General features: G+C 57.7%; 23 protein-coding genes. 14 read left to right on the forward strand and 9 right to left on the reverse strand.

What is annotated here, in order from left to right:
• Nucleotides 1-95 precede the first annotated feature (95 nt).
• From aat to ACHEXK_RS08925, 3 genes are read left to right on the forward strand one after another with little or no spacing between them, the layout of a single operon-like run.
• Nucleotides 96-863 carry a leucyl/phenylalanyl-tRNA--protein transferase gene (gene aat / locus ACHEXK_RS08915; protein ID WP_416545363.1) on the forward strand — a complete coding sequence of 256 codons (768 nt, stop codon included), beginning with the start codon at nucleotides 96-98 and terminating at the stop codon, nucleotides 861-863.
• Nucleotides 860-1,597: an arginyltransferase gene (locus tag ACHEXK_RS08920; RefSeq protein ID WP_416545365.1), complete on the forward strand. Its 738-nt coding sequence runs from the start codon at nucleotides 860-862 to the stop codon at nucleotides 1,595-1,597. The genes aat and ACHEXK_RS08920 overlap by 4 nt, the downstream gene beginning before the upstream one ends.
• 49 nt (nucleotides 1,598-1,646) lie before the next feature.
• The gene (locus ACHEXK_RS08925) at nucleotides 1,647-2,426 is read left to right on the forward strand and encodes an IclR family transcriptional regulator (protein WP_416545367.1); all 780 of its coding nucleotides are present in this window, start codon (nucleotides 1,647-1,649) and stop codon (nucleotides 2,424-2,426) included.
• Nucleotides 2,427-2,495: 69 nt separating this feature from the next.
• Here the strand turns inward: ACHEXK_RS08925 and ACHEXK_RS08930 are convergent, their stop codons facing one another.
• From ACHEXK_RS08930 to ACHEXK_RS08955, 6 genes are all read right to left on the reverse strand, one after another.
• Nucleotides 2,496-3,539, reverse strand: a complete 1,044-nt coding sequence (locus ACHEXK_RS08930) for a serine hydrolase (protein ID WP_416548907.1) — start codon at nucleotides 3,537-3,539, stop codon at nucleotides 2,496-2,498.
• Nucleotides 3,540-3,730: 191 nt separating this feature from the next.
• The gene (locus ACHEXK_RS08935) at nucleotides 3,731-5,269 is read right to left on the reverse strand and encodes a 2-isopropylmalate synthase (protein ID WP_416545369.1); all 1,539 of its coding nucleotides are present in this window, start codon (nucleotides 5,267-5,269) and stop codon (nucleotides 3,731-3,733) included.
• A gap of 198 nt (nucleotides 5,270-5,467) precedes the next feature.
• Complete coding sequence (gene pssA / locus ACHEXK_RS08940) at nucleotides 5,468-6,283, reverse strand: CDP-diacylglycerol--serine O-phosphatidyltransferase (protein ID WP_416545371.1); 816 nt, start codon at nucleotides 6,281-6,283, stop codon at nucleotides 5,468-5,470.
• A 118-nt stretch (nucleotides 6,284-6,401) separates the two neighbouring features.
• Nucleotides 6,402-7,418 (reverse strand): ketol-acid reductoisomerase, encoded by a 1,017-nt coding sequence (ilvC, locus tag ACHEXK_RS08945; protein ID WP_416545373.1) that lies wholly within the window; start codon nucleotides 7,416-7,418, stop codon nucleotides 6,402-6,404.
• A 39-nt stretch (nucleotides 7,419-7,457) separates the two neighbouring features.
• A complete protein-coding gene (gene ilvN / locus ACHEXK_RS08950; protein WP_053175395.1) occupies nucleotides 7,458-7,949 on the reverse strand; it encodes an acetolactate synthase small subunit in 492 nt (163 codons plus the stop codon).
• A gap of 2 nt (nucleotides 7,950-7,951) precedes the next feature.
• A complete protein-coding gene (locus ACHEXK_RS08955) occupies nucleotides 7,952-9,715 on the reverse strand; it encodes an acetolactate synthase 3 catalytic subunit (RefSeq protein ID WP_416545375.1) in 1,764 nt (587 codons plus the stop codon).
• 306 nt (nucleotides 9,716-10,021) lie between these two features.
• Between ACHEXK_RS08955 and ACHEXK_RS08960 the strand changes: the two genes are divergently transcribed.
• From ACHEXK_RS08960 to ACHEXK_RS08985, 6 genes are all read left to right on the forward strand, one after another.
• Nucleotides 10,022-10,588 (forward strand): RNA polymerase sigma factor, encoded by a 567-nt coding sequence (locus tag ACHEXK_RS08960; RefSeq protein ID WP_416548909.1) that lies wholly within the window; start codon nucleotides 10,022-10,024, stop codon nucleotides 10,586-10,588.
• Nucleotides 10,585-11,031 (forward strand): DUF3619 family protein, encoded by a 447-nt coding sequence (locus ACHEXK_RS08965; protein ID WP_416545377.1) that lies wholly within the window; start codon nucleotides 10,585-10,587, stop codon nucleotides 11,029-11,031. The genes ACHEXK_RS08960 and ACHEXK_RS08965 overlap by 4 nt, the downstream gene beginning before the upstream one ends.
• Entirely contained in the window at nucleotides 11,024-11,764 is a 741-nt protein-coding gene (locus ACHEXK_RS08970) for a DUF3106 domain-containing protein (RefSeq protein WP_416545379.1), read from the forward strand. Before ACHEXK_RS08965 ends, ACHEXK_RS08970 begins: the two co-directional genes overlap by 8 nt.
• 62 nt (nucleotides 11,765-11,826) lie before the next feature.
• Nucleotides 11,827-12,300: an RDD family protein gene (locus tag ACHEXK_RS08975; protein ID WP_416548911.1), complete on the forward strand. Its 474-nt coding sequence runs from the start codon at nucleotides 11,827-11,829 to the stop codon at nucleotides 12,298-12,300.
• 22 nt (nucleotides 12,301-12,322) lie between these two features.
• Nucleotides 12,323-12,733, forward strand: coding sequence for a diacylglycerol kinase (locus tag ACHEXK_RS08980; RefSeq protein WP_416545381.1), 411 nt, complete (start codon nucleotides 12,323-12,325; stop codon nucleotides 12,731-12,733).
• Nucleotides 12,730-13,347 carry a TIGR00730 family Rossman fold protein gene (locus ACHEXK_RS08985; RefSeq protein ID WP_416545383.1) on the forward strand — a complete coding sequence of 206 codons (618 nt, stop codon included), beginning with the start codon at nucleotides 12,730-12,732 and terminating at the stop codon, nucleotides 13,345-13,347. Before ACHEXK_RS08980 ends, ACHEXK_RS08985 begins: the two co-directional genes overlap by 4 nt.
• A 6-nt stretch (nucleotides 13,348-13,353) precedes the next feature.
• Here ACHEXK_RS08985 and ACHEXK_RS08990 read toward each other — a convergent pair whose 3' ends face one another.
• Together ACHEXK_RS08990 and ACHEXK_RS08995 are read right to left on the reverse strand one after the other, a co-directional pair.
• Nucleotides 13,354-13,692, reverse strand: coding sequence for a P-II family nitrogen regulator (locus tag ACHEXK_RS08990; RefSeq protein WP_416545385.1), 339 nt, complete (start codon nucleotides 13,690-13,692; stop codon nucleotides 13,354-13,356).
• 35 nt (nucleotides 13,693-13,727) lie between these two features.
• Entirely contained in the window at nucleotides 13,728-15,401 is a 1,674-nt protein-coding gene (locus ACHEXK_RS08995; protein WP_416545387.1) for an NAD+ synthase, read from the reverse strand.
• Between the two features lie 4 nt (nucleotides 15,402-15,405).
• On the opposite strand from ACHEXK_RS08995, the gene ACHEXK_RS09000 reads away from it, so the two are divergent.
• A complete protein-coding gene (locus ACHEXK_RS09000) occupies nucleotides 15,406-16,593 on the forward strand; it encodes a GNAT family N-acetyltransferase (protein ID WP_416545389.1) in 1,188 nt (395 codons plus the stop codon).
• An 88-nt stretch (nucleotides 16,594-16,681) separates the two neighbouring features.
• Here ACHEXK_RS09000 and ppa read toward each other — a convergent pair whose 3' ends face one another.
• The gene (ppa, locus tag ACHEXK_RS09005) at nucleotides 16,682-17,212 is read right to left on the reverse strand and encodes an inorganic diphosphatase (RefSeq protein ID WP_416545391.1); all 531 of its coding nucleotides are present in this window, start codon (nucleotides 17,210-17,212) and stop codon (nucleotides 16,682-16,684) included.
• Nucleotides 17,213-17,401: 189 nt separating this feature from the next.
• Between ppa and ACHEXK_RS09010 the strand changes: the two genes are divergently transcribed.
• The 4 genes from ACHEXK_RS09010 (at nucleotide 17,402) to glp (ending at nucleotide 22,018) form a co-directional block, all read left to right on the forward strand.
• Complete coding sequence (locus ACHEXK_RS09010; RefSeq protein WP_416545393.1) at nucleotides 17,402-18,835, forward strand: aldehyde dehydrogenase family protein; 1,434 nt, start codon at nucleotides 17,402-17,404, stop codon at nucleotides 18,833-18,835.
• Between the two features lie 63 nt (nucleotides 18,836-18,898).
• On the forward strand, nucleotides 18,899-20,041 hold the full coding sequence (gene moaA / locus ACHEXK_RS09015) for a GTP 3',8-cyclase MoaA (protein WP_416545395.1): 1,143 nt from the start codon (nucleotides 18,899-18,901) through the stop codon (nucleotides 20,039-20,041).
• Between the two features lie 5 nt (nucleotides 20,042-20,046).
• Nucleotides 20,047-20,670, forward strand: a complete 624-nt coding sequence (gene mobA / locus ACHEXK_RS09020; RefSeq protein WP_416545397.1) for a molybdenum cofactor guanylyltransferase MobA — start codon at nucleotides 20,047-20,049, stop codon at nucleotides 20,668-20,670.
• 37 nt (nucleotides 20,671-20,707) lie between these two features.
• On the forward strand, nucleotides 20,708-22,018 hold the full coding sequence (gene glp, locus ACHEXK_RS09025) for a gephyrin-like molybdotransferase Glp (RefSeq protein ID WP_416545399.1): 1,311 nt from the start codon (nucleotides 20,708-20,710) through the stop codon (nucleotides 22,016-22,018).
• The last annotated feature ends 51 nt before the right edge of the window (nucleotides 22,019-22,069 follow it).

Below are 22,069 nucleotides of genomic sequence, written 5' to 3' on the forward strand. Positions count from 1 at the left end.
AAGAGGCGACTACCGCGCTGAAGGATAAACCCAAAATATGCTGCGGGTACCGCCTTTGGCCTGGTTCCAGCACGCTTTTCATGTGTAATGCAGGTATGCCAAGTCACCCTTTTGCGCCCCCACTGACATGGATTGAAGTGGGACAAGCTTTGCCCACACCGGACCAAGCTTGGGGACCGCACTCCCCCGCCCCAGGCTTGGTCGCAGCGAGCAGCGAGTTGTCCGCCCTGCGGCTTGTCGAGTCCTACAGCCAAGGGATTTTTCCCTGGTACAGCACCGGCCAACCCGTGCTCTGGTGGAGCCCAGATCCCCGCATGGTGTTGCGTCCGCAAAACTTCAGGTTGCACCGCTCACTGAGACAGGCACTCAAGCGGGGGCTACTGCAGCCGAACTTTTCACTGTGTTTTGACCGCGACTTTCAGCAAGTCATCGAGCGCTGCAGCCGAACCCCCAGAAAAGGGCAGGATGGCACATGGATCGTGCCCGAGATGGTCAAGGCGTACCAAGCCTTGCACCTGATGGGACTGGCCCACAGTGCCGAGCTTTGGGTGGACGGCGGGTTGGTGGCTGGACTTTATTTTGTGGCGCTCGGTCATGCCGTGTTTGGCGAGTCGATGTTCACCACCGTCACAGATGGCTCCAAAATGGCATTGGCCATGTTGGTGAGTGTTTGTCTGCAACACGGCATTGTCGCCATTGACTGCCAGCAAAACACGGCGCATCTGGCTTCATTGGGTGCCTCCGAAATACCCCGCGCCGACTTTGTGAGGCATGTCCAACAAGCGCAAGGTCATCCACCCGTGCCATGGGCAACCCAAACTCTATACTGGGATGTGTTGTCGAATTTGGACAGCGTGACGTGACCCACTTGAACGAACTTCCCCTGCAATCCTTGCAGTTTTATGCCACTGCGGCTTATGACTGCAGTTACCTGCCCGATCGGTCGGCCCGCTCGCAGGTGGCCACACCGAGCCACCTGATCCATAACGAGGTCTACTCGGATCTGGTGGAACAAGGCTTTCGCCGCAGTGGTTTGTTCACCTACCGGCCTTACTGCGATGGCTGCCAAGCTTGCCTGCCCATGCGCGTGAACGTGGGCGCATTTCAACCAGATCGCAGCCAGCGCCGGGCGTGGCGGGATCACCAGCACATGCAGGTTCGCGTGGTTGATTTGCAATTTGACCCCGATCATTACGCCCTGTACTTGCGATACCAAACGCATCGCCATGCGGGTGGTGGCATGGACCAAGACAGTGTCGACCAATACCAACAATTTTTGCTGCAAAGCCGGGTCAACTCCAGAATCATTGAGTTTCGGGCGGCCGCTCCCAACGGAGAGTTGGGCGAACTCAAAATGGTCAGCATCGTGGATATCCTGAACCACGGTTTGTCAGCGGTGTATACCTTTTACGAACCTCAGGATGCGGCCAGTTATGGCACATTTGGTGTGCTTTGGCAGATCGATCAAGCCCGCCAATTGAAGCTGCCCTATGTGTACTTGGGCTACTGGATTGAAGCCAGCCCCAAAATGAAGTACAAATCTCGATTTTTACCTTGCGAAATCAGGGTTCAGGGCCAGTGGCAGCCTTTGCCGTGAATGTTTGAAATTTTCACAGTGTAAAATTTTAAAGACGAGCAACGACACCATGAAAAAAGACCCCTCCTTCACGCCGACACCCACCATCCAAGTCATTGAGCGCATGTTCACGCTGATCGATGTACTGGCCTCTCGCTCGGAAGCCATCTCACTGAAAGAGATCAGCGAAAAGACGGGCCTGCATCCCTCAACGGCACACCGCATCTTGAATGATTTGGCCACGGGTCGATTCGTTGACCGGCCGGAAGCGGGCAATTACCGTTTGGGCATGCGGCTATTGGAATTGGGTAATTTGGTCAAAGGTCGCTTGAATGTGCGTGATGCAGCTTTGGCACCCATGCGCGATTTGCACAAATTGATCCAACAACCGGTGAACCTGAGCATGCGACAAGGCGATGAGATCGTCTACATCGAACGCGCATACAGCGAACGCTCAGGCATGCAAGTCGTTCGCGCCATCGGTGGGCGTGCCCCGCTGCATTTAACCTCCGTAGGCAAACTTTTTCTGGCTGCCGATGACCCTTTGCGGGTCCGTTCTTACGCCACGAGAACAGGCTTGCTGGGTCAAACGCGCAACAGCATCACGCAATTGCAAGTGCTCGAGCGTGAACTGTCCAGGGTGAAACAATATGGCATTGCACGCGACAATGAAGAGTTGGAGCTGGGCGTGCGGTGCATTGCTGCCGGCATTTACGATGACCAGGGCAAATTGCTGGCAGGTCTGTCCATCTCGGCGCCAGCGGACCGCCTGGACGAAGGCTGGCTACCGAAACTCCAAGCCACCGCGCACGACATCTCCCGCACTCTGGGTTACCACGGGCACCAATGACCCCTTCCAAGTGAATGGACAGGCGCAAAAAAACCCCGCATCGCGGGGTTTTTCTCGACCACAGAGGCATCAACCAGGTTGGTGTTCTGTCAAAGCGGAGTGTCGCGTGGCGGAGTGACCGGCAGATTTTTCAACCCAACGACGCACACGCTCAGCGTCAGCGATGCGGCTGAGTTTGCCTGCTGAATCCAAAAAAACCATGATCAATTTCCGACCCGATACGCGGGCTTGCATCACCAGGCACTGACCAGCTTCTGAGATGTATCCTGTTTTTTGCAGACCAATGTCCCAATTGGCGCTTTTCACCAAACGGTTGGTGTTGTTGTACTGGAGGGTACGGCGGCCCACCTCAATTTCGCGACCATGTGAAGTCGACAGTTCGCGCAAAACAGGCTCTTTGTAGGCGGCAGCCACCAAGACCGCCAAATCATTGGCACTGGACTGGTTGCGACTGGACAAACCCGTAGGCTCCACATACCGCGTGTCGGACATGCCCAGCGCTTGTGCACGCAGATTCATGCGCTTGACAAACTGATCCAAGCCACCCGGAAAACTGCGACCTAAGGCATGAGCGGCTCTGTTTTCGCTGGACATCAGTGACAAATGCAACAAATCACCCCGGCTGAGAACGGTACCCACGGCCAACCGCGAAGAGCTGCCTTTTTCGGTGTCCACGTCGGCCTGCGTGATGGTGATCATCTCCGACATGGGCAACTGGGCTTCAGAAATCACCAAACCGGTCATGAGTTTGGTCAACGAGGCAATGGGCAATACCGCGTTGTCATTTTTACGAAACAACACTTCCCGGGTGTCTTGGTCAATGACCAAAGCCACGCTCGAATGCAGATCCAAAGGGTCTGCCGCTGTGTGGAGGCCAGCCAACTGGCCATGTGAGGCGCGCAGGGGAGCCACAGAAGCTTGTGCGACATTGAGCCGCTTAGCACTGGCTTTGGCTGCCGCTGGGCTCGACTTCTTGCTGACGGTTTTTTTAATGGGTTTCTTGATCGATTTTGAAGCCGTCGCAACAGGACGCTTTTTATCGGTTGTGGACTTGCTCTGCGCCCAAACGGGTGCTGGCAACAGCAAACTCACACACAACGCGCAACCCACCATGGCCGCGGCCATTTCCCTCAATGTAGGTCCGCTCAGGGAAGAAAAAAAAGTAAAACCTGATCGCATCGGGGTCATTCTGTATCTGTCAATTGCTGAATCTTACAAGAGTGTACTCAAATAAAAAAAGTCACGCAAGAACAACAACTTGCGTGACTTTATTGAAGCCGAAAAGTACATCTAAAAGATGCATTTCAACCTTGGGCAGCGACCCGATCGGCTTTGCTCTGCAATTTGTTCAGGGCACTGAGGTAGGCTTTGGCGGACGCCACAACGATATCGGGATCCGACCCGACACCATTGACGACGCGGCCGCTGTTTTGCAATCGCACGGTCACCTCGCCTTGGCTCTCGGTCGAGCCGCTGATGGCGTTGACCGAATACAACACCATTTCTGCACCACTTTTGATGTGGGACTCGATGGCCTTGAGAGAGGCATCCACAGGGCCATTGCCATCCGATTCAGTCCGAACTTCCTTGCCTTGGACCGTGAACACCACCGAGGCATGCGGACGCTCACCCGTTTCACTGCGTTGTGACATGGACACGAAGCCGTACTGTTCTTTTTCTGCGGTCACGCTCTCATCGCCCACCAAGGCCAGGATGTCCTCATCGAAAATCTCGCTCTTGCGATCAGCCAATTCCTTGAACTTTGCAAAAGCGTTGTTGATTTCGGTCTCGCTGTCCAAGGTGACACCCAGATCTTGCAAGCGCTGCTTGAACGCATTGCGCCCGCTGAGTTTGCCCAACACAATCTTGTTGGTGGTCCAACCCACGTCTTCGGCCCGCATGATTTCGTACGTATCGCGGGCCTTGAGCACGCCATCTTGGTGAATACCCGAAGCGTGCGCGAACGCATTGGCGCCGACCACCGCCTTGTTGGGTTGGACGACAAAACCGGTAGTTTGGCTGACCATGCGACTGGCGGCCACAATGTGGCTGGTGTCAATGCCAATGTCCAAACCGAAATAGTCGCGCCGTGTTTTGACGGCCATGACCACTTCTTCGAGCGAGCAGTTGCCTGCACGCTCACCCAATCCATTGATGGTGCACTCGACTTGTCGGGCCCCACCGATCTTGACTCCCGCCAAAGAGTTGGCCACCGCCATGCCCAGATCATTGTGGCAATGCACCGACCAGATGGCTTTGTCAGAGTTGGGGATGCGCTCGCGCAAAGTGCGGATGAACTCGCCGTACAACTCGGGCACGGCATAACCCACGGTGTCAGGCACGTTGATGGTGGTCGCGCCTTCCGAAATCACCGCTTCGAGAATGCGGCAAAGAAAATCCATATCACTGCGGTAGCCGTCTTCGGGACTGAACTCCACATCGCCCACCAAATTGCGGGCAAATCGCACAGATTGCTTGGCCTGCTCAAACACCTGATCGGGGGTCATGCGCAACTTCTTTTCCATGTGCAGGGGTGACGTGGCAATGAAGGTGTGAATGCGGCCGCTGTTGGCGCCTTTCAGGGCCTCTGCAGCACGCGAAATGTCACGGTCATTGGCGCGGGACAAAGAGCAAATGGTCGAATCCTTGATCGCATCGGCGATGGTTTTGACCGCTTCAAAATCACCATTGGAGCTGGCAGCGAAACCGGCTTCGATGACATCCACGCGCAGTCGTTCCAACTGACGGGCAATGCGCAACTTTTCATCACGGGTCATGGAGGCGCCGGGGGATTGCTCGCCGTCGCGCAAGGTGGTGTCGAAAATAATCAGTTTGTCAGTCATGTTCACTCCTGGTCAAAAAACCCGCACGTCCAAGCAAAAATGCAAAAGGCCCGATGCGGATGGCATTCGGGCCTTTCGGGAAAATGTTTGCGTGCGCTACACATCCCGCCCGAGAGGCGCTAGCAGTAGTGCAAACAAAGAAAAATTCATAGAAACACTGTAGCACATTTCATCACCTCAACTGTCCTGCACAGGACATCACTGATGCAAACCGCGTTCATCCGGCTCATCGGTGGAGGTGCTGATCATGCTGGTGGGCTGACCTTTGGCCTTGCGCCAAACATAAACCACGTAACCACTCAAACCGTACGCCACAAATATTCCGAACAAAACCGTCGGAGGATCGATGTTCACGGCCGCAATGCCCAAGGCCACCAAGACGAGCGTGGCAAACGGCACGCTCTTTTTCATGTGCATATCTTTGAAGCTGTAAAAAGGCACATTGGTCACCATGGTCAAGCCGGCGAACAGGCAAACGGCAAACATGCCCCATGCGACGGTCTTGGCGGGCACAGCGTTTTCAAACATGATCCAAACAAAGCCCATGACCAAAGCGGCTGCGGCAGGTGATGGCAGGCCCTGGAAGTAGCGTTTATCGACCACCCCCGTGTTGACATTGAAGCGCGCCAAACGCAACGCAGCACATGCGCAATAAACAAATGCAGCTATCCAGCCCCAACGCCCCAATTCTTTCAGAGTCCAGACATAAGCGATCAATGCAGGCGCGGCACCAAACGACACCATGTCCGACAGCGAATCCATTTGTTCACCAAACGCGCTTTGGGTATTGGTCATGCGCGCCACACGGCCATCCAGACTGTCGAGCACCATGGCACTGAAAATACCGACGGTGGCCAAGTCGAAACGCCCATTGATGGCCATGACCACCGCATAGAACCCTGCAAACAAGGCTGCCAAAGTGATCATATTGGGCAGCATGTAGATGCCCTTGGGAGGCTTGCGCACCAGTGCGGGGCCGTCCGATTCTTCAGCGGTGTCGTTGGCTTTGTTCATTGTCCATTCCTGTTGCAGTTTTGGGGGCCTGTCGATTGTCAGCAGAGTTTAAGGCAGACCCAGCGCCCAAAAAAAAGGCCACCTGAGTGGCCTTTTCCGATTTTGCCCTGGGGCGCAATCAGTTGCGGGTTTTATCAACCAGCTTGTTCTTAGCGATCCAAGGCATCATGGCGCGCAATTGGGCGCCCACGACTTCGATGGAGTGCTCCGAAGTCAAGCGACGACGCGCCGTCATGCTGGGGTAGTTGGTCTTGCCTTCCAAGATGAACATCTTGGCGTATTCACCGGTTTGAATGCGCTTCAAGGCATTGCGCATGGCCACGCGCGACTGCTCATTGATCACTTCAGGGCCGGTCACGTACTCGCCGTATTCGGCGTTGTTCGAGATCGAGTAGTTCATGTTGCCGATACCACCTTCGTAGATCAAGTCCACGATCAGCTTCAACTCGTGCAAGCACTCGAAGTAGGCCATTTCAGGGGCGTAACCGGCTTCCACCAAAGTCTCGTAACCCATTTTGATCAGCTCCACCGCGCCACCGCACAAAACAGCCTGTTCACCGAACAAGTCGGTTTCAGTCTCTTCTTTGAAGTTGGTCTCGATGATGCCGGCCTTGCCGCCGCCGTTGGCCATGGCGTAGCTCAGGGCCAAAGCACGGGCCTTGCCGCTCTTGTCTTGATGAATGGCAACCAGGTGGGGCACGCCGCCGCCTTGGGTGTAGGTGTTGCGCACAGTGTGGCCAGGCGCTTTAGGGGCGACCATCCACACATCCAAGTCTTCGCGTGGAACCACTTGGTTGTAATGCACGTTGAAGCCGTGAGCAAACGCCAAAGAAGCGCCTTGCTTGATGTTGGGGGCCACGTTGTTGCTGTACACCTCGGCAATTTGTTCGTCGGGCAACAAAATCATGACCACGTCAGCGGCCTTGACGGCGTCGTTCACTTCCATCACGGTCAAGCCAGCTTTGCCGACTTTGTCCCACGATGCACCGCCCTTGCGCAGACCGACAACCACTTTGACGCCGCTGTCATTCAGGTTTTGTGCGTGAGCGTGGCCTTGCGAGCCATAACCAATGATGGCAACGGTCTTGCCCTTGATGACGCTCAAATCACAATCTTTGTCGTAAAAAACTTTCACAGGGTTCTCCTTAGGAATAAACAGTTTCAAGAGTTGAGTTTAGACGCGCAGGATGCGCTCGCCGCGCCCGATACCGCATGCACCCGTGCGCACGGTCTCCAAAATAGCGCTGCGGTCGATCGCCTCCAAAAAGGCGTCGTTCTTGGATTGGTCGCCGGTGAGCTCCACGGTATAGCTCTTGTCGGTGACGTCAATCACACGGCCACGGAAGATGTCGGCCATGCGTTTCATTTCTTCGCGCTCCTTACCGACGGCACGCACCTTCACCAGCATCAGTTCGCGCTCGGTGTAAGCCCCCTCGGTCAAGTCCACGACCTTGACCACCTCAATCAAGCGGTTCAGGTGCTTGGTGATTTGCTCAATCACGTCGTCCGACCCCGTGGTCTGAATGGTCATGCGCGACAAGCTGGGATCTTCGGTCGGGGCCACGGTCAAAGACTCGATGTTGTAGCCACGTGCCGAAAACAAGCCCACCACCCGGGACAAAGCGCCCGCTTCGTTTTCAATCAGTACAGCAATGATGTGTTTCATGATTACAGGTCCTCCACGCCCATGAGCATCTCGGTGATGCCCTTGCCGGCCTGCACCATCGGGAACACGTTTTCAGTGGGATCCGTTCGGATGTCCAAGAAAACCGTGCGGTCCTTGAGTCTGCGGGCTTCGCGCAAGGCAGGCTCCACATCCTCTGGTTTTTCAACCAAGATGCCAACATGGCCATAAGCTTCGGCCAACTTCACGAAATTGGGCAAAGCGTCCATGTAGCTGTGGCTGTAACGACCGGAATAATCGATCTCCTGCCATTGGCGCACCATGCCCAAATAACCGTTGTTCAGGGCCACCACTTTGATGGGCGTGTTGTACTGCAGGCAAGTCGAGAGCTCCTGGATGCACATCTGCACAGAGCCTTCACCCGTCACGCAAAACACTTCGCTGTCTGGCTTGGCCAATTTGATGCCCATGGCATAGGGAATGCCGACGCCCATGGTGCCCAAACCACCGGAGTTGATCCAGCGACGTGGCTCGTTGAACTTGTAGTACTGGGCAGCCCACATCTGGTGCTGACCCACGTCAGAAGTGATGTACGCATCCGCGTCTTTTGTCATCTCCCACAAAGTCTCAATGACTTTTTGCGGCTTGATGACCAAACTGTTGCTGTTGTCGTACTTCATGCAGTCGCGACTGCGCCAGCCTTCTACGGTTTCCCACCATTGCGCCAAGGCTTGTGGGTCGGGTTTGAGGCCAGATTCACGGATCATGCCCATGAGTTCGGTTAAAACATCTTTCACATCACCCACGATCGGCACATCCACTTTGACACGCTTGGAAATGCTCGATGGGTCAATGTCGATGTGGATGATTTTTCGATCGACCGAGGCGAAGTGTTTGGGGTTGCCGATCACGCGGTCGTCAAAACGCGCCCCCACAGCCAGCAAAACGTCACAGTTTTGCATGGCGTTGTTCGCTTCGAGTGTGCCATGCATGCCCAGCATGCCCAGGAAACGACGATCGGTGGCGGGGAAAGCGCCCAAGCCCATCAAAGTGTTGGTGACCGGCACATTGAGCATGTCGACCAAGGCTCGCAGCTCAGCGCTGGCGTTGCTCAGCAACACACCACCGCCTGTGTAAATGTAGGGACGTTTGGCCGCCATCAACAACTGCAAAGCTTTGCGGATCTGGCCGCCGTGACCCTTGCGAACCGGGTTGTAAGAACGCATCTCAACAGACTCGGGGTAGCCCGAATACAGCACTTTGTTGAATGAAACGTCCTTGGGCACGTCCACCACCACAGGGCCAGGACGGCCGCTGCGCGCGATGTGGAACGCCTTTTTCATGACCTCGGCCATGTCTTTGGCGTCTTTGACCAAAAAATTGTGCTTGACGATCGGGCGTGTAATACCGACGGTGTCGCATTCCTGGAAGGCATCCAAACCGATCGCCGCAGTCGGCACTTGGCCGCTGATGATGACCATGGGAATGCTGTCCATGTAGGCCGTTGCGATGCCCGTTACCGCGTTGGTCAGGCCGGGGCCTGAAGTGACCAGCGCCACACCCACCTCGCCCGTGGCACGGGCAAAGCCGTCGGCGGCGTGCACGGCCGCTTGCTCGTGACGCACCAAAACGTGCTGAATGGTGTCTTGCTTGTAGAAAGCGTCGTAAATGTGAAGAACGGCACCACCAGGGTAACCCCAGACGTACTGCACGTTTTCAGCTTGGAGCGCTTTGACGAGGATTTCTGCGCCGCGCAATTCTTGGGCGCCCGCAGCTGTGTTGGCCGCATCGGCCTTGTTCATTTCCATATTCAACCTTTGTGAATTTCTCTAACGAAAAACCTTGGGTGCCCCTGGGCTCAACTCTTGTGAAGTGGCTTTGGGACTTAAGACCACAGACATGGGCACCAAACTGTAAAAGTGCCGGACGGTGATCCGTTTGCTTTTTTTCAATTGCAATCTCGCATTATCGCACTTGTAGAGGGTCCATCTTCAAATTCCTCAAATACCGTGTTCCAGTGACATAATTCTCAGAGTCTGTTTGGCATGACATCGGTGCCCGGGCTCAGCCTCTTCTCTTCAATGACCGCACTGCTTTGGCGTGCGATGAATTCTTTGGCATCCGACTCTGAACTTGCAGAATTTCTGAAAAACATGGAAAAAAAGGCGTTCAAACGCACTTATTACCATGTCAGAAACGAAGACGCCGCCCTGGACATCATGCAAGACAGCATGATCAAGCTGTGCACGCATTACGCCGACAAGCCTGCAGATGAGCTGCCCTTGTTGTTTCAGCGCATCCTCTCCAACACAACGCTGGATTGGTTTCGCCGGCAAAAAACCAGAACAGCGCTCTTTACCAACCTCAGTGATTTCAGCGCAGTGGAGGCCGAGGGTGGGTTCGATCTGCTGGAGGTGGGCCCGCATACCAGCGAGGATGCCTCCTCAGAAAGTGCCGAGGACTGGGTAGGCCGACTTCAGACACTCGAACACATTGAAACGGCCGTCATGGCTTTGCCGGCACGTCAACGAGAAGCCTTCTTGCTGCGTTACTGGGAGGAGCATGACGTGGCGCAAACCGCGGCTGTGATGGGCTGCTCAGAAGGCAGCGTCAAAACCCATTGTTCTCGGGCAATTCAAGCTCTGAGCAAAGCATTGGGAACACAAGGAATCAGACCATGAAACAAGTGAACACCGCAATGGATGCTGACATGGACAAATTGGGCCGCCACCTCTCGGGCCAATTGTCATTGGCAAGCCCTGATTTATCTCACGACATCGCGGAGCGACTGCGCGTGGCACGCCAGTTGGCGATCGGGCATCGACCACCCGCGGCTCAAGTCCGACACATCGAGCAGAACCAGATTCAAACCAATGGCACGCTGACGACATCGGGCGACGAGGGCTTGGGCGTTTGGAGTGTTTTGGCTTCCTCGGTCCCCTTGTTGGCCTTGGTGGTCGGTCTCCTGACCATTCAGTGGGCCAAAGATGAGCACATTGCGCTGGAAATAGCCGCCACAGATTCGGCTCTTTTGACCGACGAGCTGCCGCCTCACGCCTACACCGACGCTGGTTTTGCCCAATTCTTGAAGCTCAACCCCAGTGCGCCGAGTCAAAATGACTGAACTGTTGTTGGGTCGCTGTTCACTTTTGCACCATTTGCTGATCGTGGGTATCGGCTTTTTGGGAGGGGCTGGGGCCATGAATGTGGCCGCCCAATCGGCTTTGTCGCACCCAAGCACCCCATTCACGAATGGCGCCGCCACTGCAAGCCATCAAGCCGCAGGCAAAATTTCGCCAGCGTCAACAGGCTCCCAATGGGGACAACTCACCCCCATGCAAAGACAAGCGCTGGCCCCACTGGGGGCGCAATGGGGTGCATTGACCTCGCAGCAACAAAGCAAGTGGATTGCCCTTTCCAAAAACTTCACCCAATTGCCTGTGGAGGCTCAAATCACCATGCACTCTCGCATGGCCGATTGGGTAGATTTGAGCCCCCAACAACGCAATGTGGCACGTTTGAACTTCAATCAATTCCAAAACTTGCCCAAGGAAGATAAAAAAGCGAAATGGGAGGCCTACCAAGCGCTGCCTAAAGAAGAAAGGCGTTTACTCAGTGCCAGCACAGCCAGTCCAGCCAAGAGTGCAGCGCCCACCATCAAGCCCTTAGAAGCCCATCGCCAGGTCCAAACGCCCATCAAGGCATCGGCCAGCGCTCAAGCGGCCGCCACGATTGACCGCAAAACCCTTTTGCCTCGTTCGCCCACGTGGGTCACACCCACGCCCAACGCACCCACGCCCTTACCGACAGACATGCCCGAGGGAGTCAAGACCCCCTCTGAAACAGCACCCTCATGATGCACCAAGGCTCCAGCACTCCATCCCTGCCGCACAGGTCAACGCCATCACTCAAGCGCCGCATGGCCTGCTGGCTTTACGAAGGCATGCTGTTGTTTGGCGTCATGGTGTCCTCTGGACTGGTTTATTTTGTGGCCGCCTATTGGGCGACAGGGTTGGCTCCTGGCGACATGAACGTCCATCCTCAACTCAAATCAGGCTTGCAGGCGTCTAGCTTTTTGGTTTTGGGTTTGTATTTCATTTGGATGTGGCGGCGTGGTCAGACCTTGGCCATGAAGACCTGGCGGATTCAAATTGTGGCCACCGATGGTCAAAAAATCAGTCGAAAAACGGCCTTCAAACGCTACCTCACCAGCTGGATTTGGTTCCTCCCCCCTTTGGCGGTCTCTTCAGCACTTGGGTTGCCTGTGGTCGAGTTGACTGTTTTGACCTTGGGCTGGGTGGCCGTCTGGGCTGTCCTCAGCCGCTTTCACCCGCAAGGCCAGTTTTGGCATGATGCAATTGCAGGGACACGGCTGATCACGACAGCCACCTGAATATTTTGACTTTTCGCGCTCCATGCAAGAACCCACAAAAGCACCCTCTACCGCCGATACCGTGAACCCACAAAAAGCCCGCAAAGGACTGAACCGAGTCCTCCATGCGGGAGGGTATTCCCTTCAAGGACTTCGTGCAGGCTGGGGGGAAACAGCCTTTCGCCAAGAAGCCATCTTTGCCACGGCCTTGTTGCCACTCGCTTTTTGGTTGGGACAAAGCTGGGTCGAAACGGCATTGTTGGCCGGCACGGTCGTGCTGGTCATGATCGTTGAGTTGCTCAACACCTGCATCGAATCGGCCATTGACCGAATTGGCCCCGAATGGCATGACTTGTCCAAGCGTGCCAAAGACATGGGCAGCGCTGCTGTCCTGCTCAGCTTGATGTTGTGCCTAGGGGTTTGGATCGGTGCACTTTGGCAACGCTTGGCATGAACCCGACACACGCCACCGCCGGTTCTCGGACATCGCCTGCCTTTTCCTTGTGTGTGTACTGCGGCTCAAAACCTGGCAATCGGCCTGAATTTTCACAAATTGCCCTGCAAGTCGGCACTTGGATTGGTCAACATGGCGGGCAGCTGGTCTACGGTGGGGGTCGCAATGGCCTGATGGGCTTGGTCGCTGAAGCCACGTTGGCCGCTGGCGGCACGGTGGTTGGCATCATTCCCACGGCTTTGGTGGAAAAAGAATGGGCACACCACGCTTGCACCGAATTGCATGTGGTGGACACGATGCACGAACGCAAACGCCTCATGGCCGAAAAGTCGAATGCTTTTTTGGCCCTGCCCGGCGGCATTGGCACGTTCGAAGAATTGTTTGAAGTCTGGACTTGGCGCCAACTGGGTTACCACGACAAACCCATCGGCATTTTGAACAGCCTGGGCTATTACGACAGCCTGATGGGCTTCATTGGCCAAGTGGTCGAGCAAGGCTTCATGGGCGAATGGCAAACCCAATTGGTGTCCGTGGGCACCGAGCCCGAACCCCTGCTGCGCGGCTTGGTGGAGGCGGCTGGGTTTTCACCTCGCGCCCTCACCGAAAAGATCTGACGCGCTTCAGATCGCGGTTTCGTCCTGCTCACCGGTGCGGATGCGCACCACGCGTTCGACTGAGGTGACAAAAATCTTACCGTCACCGATCTTGCCCGTGCGGGCAGCCTTGATGATGGCATCCACACAGCTGTCCACGTCTTCGTTCTTCACCACCACCTCGACCTTGACCTTGGGCAAAAAGTCGACCACATACTCGGCACCCCGGTACAGCTCAGTGTGGCCTTTTTGGCGGCCGAAACCCTTGACTTCGGTCACGGTCAAACCGGTCACACCGCATTCGGCCAAGGCCTCGCGCACTTCTTCCAGTTTGAAGGGTTTGATGACGGCTGTGATCTGTTTCATGGGAAAAATCCTCAATCAATGGGGTTGGCCCGAAATCAGGCGCGAAACTTGTTAGTCATAGGATAACGCCAATCCTTGCCAAAACTGCGGTGCGTCACGCGAATCCCCACAGGCGACTGGCGGCGTTTGTACTCGTTGAGCTTGATCAGGCGCGTGACTTTTTCCACATCGTCCCGCTCAAAGCCATCGGCAATCAGCGCTTCTACGCCCTCGTCGTTTTCCATGTAGCGCTGGATGATCGCATCCAGCACCTCGTACGCAGGCAGGCTGTCCTGGTCTTTTTGGTCGGGGCGCAACTCAGCGCTGGGCGGGCGGGTGATGATGCGCTCGGGGATCGGCTGGCTGCCCGTGCCATACGGGTCATGAAGGTTTCGCCAGCGGGCCAGGTCAAACACGCGGGTCTTGACCACATCCTTGATGACCGCAAAACCGCCTGCCATGTCGCCATACAGCGTGCAGTAGCCGGTGGCCATCTCGCTCTTGTTGCCGGTGGTCAACACAATCGCCCCGGTCTTGTTGGACAGCGCCATGAGCAGGGTGCCGCGAATGCGGGCCTGGATGTTTTCTTCGGTGGTGTCTTCTTTCAGGCCCTCGAACTGCACCGACAGCGCTTGCTTGAAGCCATCGAACAAGGGGGCAATCGACATCTCGTCGTAACGCACGTTCAAACGTTTGACCATGTCTCGGCTGTCAATCCAGCTGATGTCGGCCGTGTAAGGCGAAGGCATCATCACCGCGTGGATCTTATCGGCCCCGATGGCGTCCACTGCAATCGCCAACACCAGCGCCGAGTCGATACCGCCCGACAGGCCCAAAATCGCGCCCTTGAAACCGTTTTTGCCCAAATAGTCGCGCACCCCCAACACCAGCGCATCCCACAACTCGGCATCGGCATTGGCCATGGGCACCAAGGATTCGGGTGCAGCGCTGAGCTCGACACCTGTGGTTGTCACTTGAACCTGCACAGTCATGGACGCTTCACGAAAGCCCACAGCCCGTGCCTCCACGTGGCCCTGCGCGTTCAAGGCAAAAGAGCGGCCTTCAAAAATCACCTCATCTTGCCCACCGACCAAGTGTGCATAAATCAGGGGCAAACCGCTGTCGGCCACGCGCTCGCGCATGCGCTGCTCACGCTCCGGGCCTTTGCCTGCATGAAAAGGCGATGCGTTCAGCACCGCCAGCATTTGCGCGCCCGCGTCTCGCGCCAAGCGGGCAGGTTCGTCAAACCAAGCGTCCTCGCAAATGAGCAAACCCACGCGCACGCCCTCCACCTCAAACACGCCAACGCCATGGCCGGGCGTGAAGTAGCGGCGCTCGTCAAACACCTGGTAGTTGGGCAGCTCGCGCTTGTCGTAAGCACAAACCACTCGCCCCTCGCACAAGACGCTCGCGCGGTTGTGGCGGCGCGTCACGGCCACACTGCGGGTGCGCAAGCCACCACCTTCGGGGTGGCCCACCACCACATGCAAGCCCTTTAACCCAGCCAGTTCGCGGGCCACCGTTTTCAAGGCATCATCGCAGGCGTCAATGAAGGCTGGACGCAGCAACAGGTCTTCGGCTGCATAGCCGCAAATCGACAGCTCGGGCGTGAGCAGCAGCCTGGCACCCTGCGCATAAGCTGCAGTGGCGGCGTCGATGATTTTGCGGGCGTTGCCCGGCATGTCACCGACGACAAAGTTGAGCTGGGCCACACGAATTTGGAGAGTCATACAGGTGCTGGAAAATTTGAGCTTGAATTATGTCACCCGGGTGCAGGACGATCTGAGCGGCATAACGCCCGAGGCTTGGGACGGCTTGCTTGCCCAGCAGGATGCCCCATCGCCCTTCATGCAGCATGCCTATTTGTCAGCCATGCACGCCAGCGGTTCGGCCGTGCCCGAGACCGGCTGGACCCTGCAAGTGATCAGTTTGTGGCGGGACACCCCCACGGGGCCCACATTGGCCGCCGCCTGCTCGCTCTACCTCAAGACCCATTCACGCGGCGAATATGTGTTCGACCATGCTTGGGCCGACGCCTATGAACGCCACGGCTTGAATTATTACCCCAAGGCGCTGGTGGCCTCACCCTTCACGCCCGTGCCCGGCAGCCGCTTGCTGGCCGAGACCGATGCCGCCCGTCAAGCACTGCTGGCCGCCTTGCTGGACATCTGCCAAACCCACAACATCCCCTCGCTGCACATCCTGTTTGGCAGCCCGCAAGACCTGCGGGCCTGCGAGCAAGCCGGGCTGCTGCAGCGCAGCCAGGTGCAATTCCATTGGCAAAACCTTGGCTGGCGCGACTTTGATGACTTTTTGGGGAGCCTGAACCAGGAAAAGCGCAAAAAAATCCGGCAAGAGCGGCGCAAAGTGCAGGAGGCGGGTGTCAGCTTTCGCACCGTGCGTGGCCCCGACATGACGGGCGATGACTGGGCCCTTTTGTTGCGCTGCTACCAGCAAACCTATTGGGAACACGGCAACGCGCCCTATTTGAAGCCTGAGTTTTTCGACGCCATGCGGCGTGACATGGCCGCCAACTGGCTCTTGTTTGTGGCGCAACACAGGGACCAAGCCATCGGCATCAGCCTCATCGGTCTGCATTTGGACGCCGCGGGACAGCCCGACGTGGCCTATGGCCGTTACTGGGGCGCGCTCGCGCGTGTGGACTGCCTGCACTTTGAGGCCTGTTACTACCAACCCCTTGAATGGTGCATCGCCAACGGCGTCCAGCGTTTTGAGGGCGGTGCACAAGGGGAGCACAAAATGGCCCGCGCCCTGCTGCCCACCCCCACGCACAGCGCCCACTGGCTGGCACACCCGTCCTTTTCGGAAGCGGTGGCGCGGTATTTGGAGCGCGAAAAAGCGGGCATTGACAACTACATGGAAGCCCTTCAACAGCACTCACCGCTGAAAAAGTCCCATTGACCCCCCCAAAAAAAAGCCTGCGCGGCGCAAACCAGGCAGGCGTTTTGCGGATCCAGCGCTTCACACAGAGGCCGCTGGGACAGGCCCATCAGGCCTTTTTGTAATTGGCGATGCCGTCCATCAATTCCTTGGCGGCGGACTCCACGCCTTCCCAGCCCTTGACCTTGACCCATTTGCCTTTTTCCAGGTCTTTGTAGTGCTCAAAGAAGTGGGCGATCTGCTTGAGTTGCAACTCGTGCACATCGGCCAAGTCTTTGATGTTGGCGTAGATCGGCAAAATTTTCTCGGTGGGTACCGCCAAAATCTTGCCGTCCATGCCGCCTTCGTCTTCCATCAACAAAATGCCAATGGCACGGCAAGACACCACCACGCCGGGGGGCAGTGGGAAAGGCGTCATCACCAAAACGTCCACTGGGTCGCCGTCACCGGCGATGGTCTGGGGCACGTAACCGTAGTTGGTGGGGTAGTGCATGGCGGTGCCCATGAAACGGTCGACAAACAAAGCGCCAGACTCTTTGTCCACTTCGTACTTCACAGGGTCAGAGTTCATCGGAATTTCGATGATCACATTGAATGCGTCGGGCACTTTGCTACCGGGGGTGACTTTGTTCAGGGACATGGTGTCTGCTTTTGAAAGTTAAGAGGAATCGAAAAATCCTAGGGATTAACCCCGATTTTACTTTCACAGGGCTTGCGAAAACCGCGACGCAAGATGAACGCGATCTGACAGCCCTGAGCCTGCTGCGCGTGTTGGGGGTGATGTCTCGCGTGTGATTTCCAAGGCTGCACTTGAGCCGACAATGGCACCATGCGCCACAACTTCATCGCCAACCAATCCATGCCCGCCCTGGCCGGCCAAACCATCGACGTGCTGGACCCGTCCGATGGTCAAGCGTTCGCTCAGATTGCGCGCAGTCAAGGGGCCGACATCGACCAGGCGGTGCTGGCGGCGCGGGCTGCCTTCAACGGCCCCTGGGGAAAACTCAATGGTGTGGAACGCGGGCGTTTGCTGATGGCGTTGTCCCGCAAAGTGGCAGATCACACCAGCGAATTGGCGGCACTGGAACAGCGCGACTGCGGCAAACCCACCCAACAAGCGGTGGCCGATGCAGTGGCCTTGGCCCGGTATTTTGAGTTTTATGCCGGAGCGTGTGACAAACTGCATGGCGAAACCTTGCCCTACCAAAATGGCTACAGCGTGCTCACCTGGCGTGAGCCGCATGGCGTCACCGGCCATGTGATTCCCTGGAATTACCCGATGCAAATTTTTGGCCGCAGCGTGGGCGGGGCTTTGGCTGCGGGCAACGCCTGCGTGGTCAAACCCTCTGAAGACGCATGCCTGAGCCTGATCCGCGTGGCGCAGCTGGCGGCCGAAGTCGGTTTTCCGGCGGGGGCCTTGAACATCGTGACCGGCTATGGCCACGAAGTGGGTGAGGCGCTCGCCCGCCATCCCGGCATTGACCACATCAGTTTCACCGGTAGCCCCCGGGTGGGCACACTCATCCAGCAGGTGGCCGCACAACGCCATTGCCCGGTCACGCTGGAGCTGGGCGGCAAAAGCCCCCAAATCATTTTTGATGACGCCGATCTGGATGCGGCCATTCCCGTGGTGGTCAACGCCATCGTGCAAAACGCAGGCCAAACCTGCAGCGCCGGTTCGCGTGTGTTGATCCAACAAGGCATTTATGAACCGCTCTTAGAACGACTGGGTGACGCCTTCAGCCGCTTGCAAGTGGGCTCGGCAGCCATGAACTTGGATTTGGGACCCTTGATCCGCGCCAGCCAGCTGGAGCGGGTGGCCAACTTCCTGAACCAAGCCCGGGCTGACGGCATCGCTACCGTGGCTCAAGGCCAGATCGCCCCTGGCGTGCCCGCAGGTGGCTTTTACCAAGCGCCAGTGCTGTTGCGCGACGTTCCCGTGATGCACCGTTTGGCGCAAGAAGAGGTGTTTGGCCCCGTGCTGTCGGCCATGGCCTTCAAAGACGAAGACCACGCCGTGGCATTGGCCAATGCCACCGACTTCGGTTTGGTGGCGGGCATTTGGACGCGTGATGGCGGCCGCCAGTTCCGCATGGCCAAACGTGTGCACAGCGGCCAAGTGTTCATCAACAACTATGGCGCAGCCGGTGGCGTGGAGTTGCCTTTTGGCGGCGTCAAGTCTTCAGGCTATGGCCGAGAAAAAGGCCTAGAGGCACTGCTGGGCTTCACCACCCTCAAAACGGTGGCCATTGCGCACGGCTGAGGGGCACAATAAGCATGACCCTGCCCACGCCAAGGCGGTGTTGCTCGGGCACAATCATCGCTTATGTCAGAACGCGTCATTCCGCTGGTTGACCAGCGCCACCCCAGTTTGCCTCTCCCCCCCCTTGCCGCGGGGCACGGTCTGAGTGCGCTGCCCTTGGACGGTCTGCGCCGCCCCTTGAGCGATTTGCGCATCAGCGTGACAGACCGGTGCAATTTCAGGTGCAGCTACTGCATGCCCAAGGAAATCTTTGACAAAGATTACGCTTACCTGCCGCACAGCCATTTGCTGAGCTTTGAAGAGATCACTCGCATCGCCACCGTGTTTGTCGGCCGGGGCGTGCGCAAAATCCGCCTCACGGGCGGTGAGCCTTTGCTGCGCAAGAACATCGATATCCTGATCGCCCAACTGGCGGCCCTGCGCACACCAGACGGTCAGCCACTCGATTTGACGCTGACCACCAACGGCTCGCTTTTGGCCCGCAAAGCTCAAAGCCTGAAAGACGCCGGACTGCAACGCGTCACCGTCAGCCTCGATGGCTTGGACGATGCCGTGTTCCGCAGCATGAACGATGTCGACTTCCCTGTGGCCGAGGTGCTGGCCGGCATCGAGGCAGCGCGTGCTGTGGGGTTGGGCCCTATCAAGGTCAACATGGTGGTCAAACGTGGCACCAATGAACACGAAATTTTGCCCATGGCTCGGCACTTTCGGGGCACGGGGATTGTGCTGCGCTTCATTGAATACATGGACGTGGGTGCCACCAACGGCTGGTGCATGGACGAGGTGCTGCCCAGCGCTGAGGTCATTCGCCTGCTGCAGACCGAGTTACCGCTGGTGCCGCTGGACCCCGCTGTCGCAGGCGAAACGGCCGAGCGCTGGGGCTATGCCAATGCGCAAGGCGAGCACGACCCCTCTTTGGGCGAGATCGGCGTGATCAGCAGTGTCACGCAGGCTTTTTGTGGCGACTGCAATCGTGCCCGGCTGTCCACCGAAGGGCGCTTGTACCTGTGCCTGTTTGCCAGCCAGGGTTATGACCTGCGCCAACTCGTGCGCGACCCGGCCCAAAACGACTTGGTGCTGGCTGCCACGGTGGATGCGATTTGGCGTGGGCGCACCGACCAATACTCGGTGCTGCGCAGCCTGCGAGGACCGGACACCGCCAGCGGCGCTGGCCGCCGGGTGGAAATGAGCTACATCGGAGGCTAAAAGCCATGAACCATGACGCACCGGTGATCACCGGCCTCATCCTTGCCGGTGGGCGCGGCTCGCGCATGGGCGGCAGCGACAAAGGCCTGCAAAACTTCCATGGCCTCCCTCTGGCCTTGCAAACCCTGATGCGTCTGCAATTACAAAGTCTGCCACTGCAAGAGGTGCTGATCAACGCCAACCGCAACTTGGCGGCCTACGAGTCGCTGGGTGTGCCCGTTTGGCCCGACAGCATCGACGGTTATGCAGGGCCCTTGGCCGGCTTTCAGACAGGCCTGGAACGCTGCGAAACGCCGCTCTTGCTCACGGTGCCTTGCGACACGCCGCTGTTTCCGCTCGATCTGGCTGAGCGCCTGTTCCAAGCCCTGCAGGCCCAAGACGCCGACGTGGCCATGGCTGCCGCGCCCGAGACCGATGGCGCGGTGCGTCCGCAACCGGTGTTTTGCCTGCTCAAAACCGAGTTGCTTGAAAGCTTGGTGAAATTCACCCAGAGCGGTGGCCGCAAGATCGATGCTTGGACAGGCCAGCACCGCTGCGCCATCGTGCCCTTTGACTTGCCCGGCGACAGCCCGCAAGCCTTTGCCAATGCCAACACCTTGGCCGAGTTGCAACAACTCGAAGCCCTGTGAAATTCCCACGGCCACGCTTGCCGTGGCTGCTCAGACCATGACCACGCCACAGCCCTCCTCCCTGCCCTGCACACCGTCGCTCACCGAAATCGCCGAACGCCTACAAGGCTACGACCCCCAAGCCCTGTCGGCCAGCCATGTGAACGACTTTCTGGCGCAGCTGGTACAAGCTGTGCGCGAACACGAGTCCATACCCCTGATGCAGGCCCATGGCCGCATCTTGGCGCACGACGTGGTCTCGCCCATCAGTGTGCCGCCGCACGACAATTCGGCCATGGATGGCTACGCCCTGCGTGGCGCAGAACTGCGGCCCGATCGCCCGACACCATTCAAAGTGGTCGGCACCGCTTTTGCCGGCGCCGCCTGGCAAGGCACGGTGAACGCAGGCGAATGCGTGCGCATCATGACCGGGGCCATCATGCCCGCGGGATTGGACACGGTGGCACCGCAAGAGTTGGTGCAAGTAGATGGCGACACCGTGCACATGCCACCGAGCCTGCTGCAAGTGGGCGATAACCGCCGACTCCTGGGTGAAGACCTGATGGCCGGGCAACCTGCCCTGCGCGCTGGCACGCGCCTGGCCCCCGCGGCCTGTGGTCTTCTGGCCAGCCTCGGTTTGCCCAGCGTCAGCGTTTGGCGCAGACCCAAAGTGGCTTACTTTTCAACTGGCGATGAGATCCTGAGCTTAGGCGAGGCACCCCGTGAGGGCGCGGTGTATGACAGCAACCGTTATACGGTTGCGGGCATGGTGCAGGACCTGGGCTGCGAGCTGATCGACATGGGCGTGGTACGCGACGAGCCCGCAGCATTGGAACAAGCGTTCTTGGCAGCAGCTGAACAGGCTGACGCCATCGTCACCAGTGGCGGCGTGAGCGTCGGTGAGGCCGACCACACCAAGGCGATGATGAAAAAACTGGGCGATGTGGCTTTTTGGCGCATTGCCATGCGCCCCGGACGCCCCATGGCGGTGGGCCGCATTGCGCGGGGCCATCGCTCGGCGGTGCTGTTTGGCCTGCCCGGCAACCCGGTGGCTGTCATGGTCACCTTTGCCGCCTTTGTGCGTCCCGCGCTGCAGCAGCTCATGGGCTGGCAAGCACCTGCCCTGCCCCTGCTCAAAGCCAAAAGTACCGAAGCACTGCGCAAGAAACCCGGACGCACCGAATACCAACGCGGCATCGTCAGCACCGATTCAACGGGGTGTTTGCAGGTCAGCATCACTGGCAACCAGGGCTCAGGTGTGCTCAGCTCCATGGTGCAAGCCAACGGACTCATTGTGCTGGGCCACGGGCAAGGCAATGTGGCCGTCGGTGAGGAAGTGGATGTGATGATGTTCGATGGTCACCTTTGAACACGCGCCCTTGCCCTCAACAAAAAAGCGGCCTAGGCCGCTTTTTTGTTG

It is taken from the genome of Limnohabitans sp. DCL3 (assembly GCF_048019295.1).
Taxonomy (GTDB): Bacteria; Pseudomonadota; Gammaproteobacteria; order Burkholderiales; family Burkholderiaceae_C; genus Limnohabitans_A.

What these genes read in the sequence shown, in the direction of transcription:
- aat (WP_416545363.1), top strand. Translation starts at nt 96, where the DNA reads ATGCCAAGTCACCCTTTTGCGCCCCCACTGACATGGATTGAAGTGGGA.
- ACHEXK_RS08925 (WP_416545367.1), top strand. Translation starts at nt 1,647, where the DNA reads ATGAAAAAAGACCCCTCCTTCACGCCGACACCCACCATCCAAGTCATT.
- ACHEXK_RS08930 (WP_416548907.1), bottom strand. Translation starts at nt 3,539, where the DNA reads ATGGTGGGTTGCGCGTTGTGTGTGAGTTTGCTGTTGCCAGCACCCGTT.
- ACHEXK_RS08935 (WP_416545369.1), bottom strand. Translation starts at nt 5,269, where the DNA reads ATGACTGACAAACTGATTATTTTCGACACCACCTTGCGCGACGGCGAG.
- pssA (WP_416545371.1), bottom strand. Translation starts at nt 6,283, where the DNA reads ATGAACAAAGCCAACGACACCGCTGAAGAATCGGACGGCCCCGCACTG.
- ilvN (WP_053175395.1), bottom strand. Translation starts at nt 7,949, where the DNA reads ATGAAACACATCATTGCTGTACTGATTGAAAACGAAGCGGGCGCTTTG.
- ACHEXK_RS08955 (WP_416545375.1), bottom strand. Translation starts at nt 9,715, where the DNA reads ATGGAAATGAACAAGGCCGATGCGGCCAACACAGCTGCGGGCGCCCAA.
- ACHEXK_RS08965 (WP_416545377.1), top strand. Translation starts at nt 10,585, where the DNA reads ATGAAACAAGTGAACACCGCAATGGATGCTGACATGGACAAATTGGGC.
- ACHEXK_RS08970 (WP_416545379.1), top strand. Translation starts at nt 11,024, where the DNA reads ATGACTGAACTGTTGTTGGGTCGCTGTTCACTTTTGCACCATTTGCTG.
- ACHEXK_RS08975 (WP_416548911.1), top strand. Translation starts at nt 11,827, where the DNA reads ATGGCCTGCTGGCTTTACGAAGGCATGCTGTTGTTTGGCGTCATGGTG.
- ACHEXK_RS08980 (WP_416545381.1), top strand. Translation starts at nt 12,323, where the DNA reads ATGCAAGAACCCACAAAAGCACCCTCTACCGCCGATACCGTGAACCCA.
- ACHEXK_RS08985 (WP_416545383.1), top strand. Translation starts at nt 12,730, where the DNA reads ATGAACCCGACACACGCCACCGCCGGTTCTCGGACATCGCCTGCCTTT.
- ACHEXK_RS08990 (WP_416545385.1), bottom strand. Translation starts at nt 13,692, where the DNA reads ATGAAACAGATCACAGCCGTCATCAAACCCTTCAAACTGGAAGAAGTG.
- ACHEXK_RS08995 (WP_416545387.1), bottom strand. Translation starts at nt 15,401, where the DNA reads ATGACTCTCCAAATTCGTGTGGCCCAGCTCAACTTTGTCGTCGGTGAC.
- ppa (WP_416545391.1), bottom strand. Translation starts at nt 17,212, where the DNA reads ATGTCCCTGAACAAAGTCACCCCCGGTAGCAAAGTGCCCGACGCATTC.
- ACHEXK_RS09010 (WP_416545393.1), top strand. Translation starts at nt 17,402, where the DNA reads ATGCGCCACAACTTCATCGCCAACCAATCCATGCCCGCCCTGGCCGGC.
- moaA (WP_416545395.1), top strand. Translation starts at nt 18,899, where the DNA reads ATGTCAGAACGCGTCATTCCGCTGGTTGACCAGCGCCACCCCAGTTTG.
- mobA (WP_416545397.1), top strand. Translation starts at nt 20,047, where the DNA reads ATGAACCATGACGCACCGGTGATCACCGGCCTCATCCTTGCCGGTGGG.
- glp (WP_416545399.1), top strand. Translation starts at nt 20,708, where the DNA reads ATGACCACGCCACAGCCCTCCTCCCTGCCCTGCACACCGTCGCTCACC.